We start from the raw sequence: 229 nt of genomic DNA, 5'->3' as shown, positions 1-229 counted from the left end.
GAAGAGAACTGAAAAAAGATTCGGCGCAATAAAAAATATCAGGCTGTCCTCTGCAGGGCAGCCTGTTTTTTGAAGTTTCATTGAACTTAAAATAGACATTTGCTATAATGACATACGCTTACATAATCAATCATCATTGTAAAAACATGTAGGGGGGTTCTTATGAACGTTCGTGAGTCGGAGCTTCCGGGCATCGGCCAGAAAGTAGAAGTCATTACGAAAAATCACG

The 229-nt window shown here is 39.7% G+C and carries 1 pseudogene; it reads left to right on the top strand.

What is annotated here, in order from left to right:
- Nucleotides 1-162 precede the first annotated feature (162 nt).
- Nucleotides 163-229: pseudogene (locus SB660_RS24520) on the top strand (cation:proton antiporter regulatory subunit); the annotation flags it as partial.

The organism is Bacillus sp. SIMBA_005, assembly GCF_046535585.1.
GTDB lineage: Bacteria > Bacillota > Bacilli > Bacillales > Bacillaceae > Bacillus > Bacillus pumilus.
Note: the sequence above shows the minus strand (reverse complement) of the source record. Positions and strands in the feature narration are given on the sequence as shown.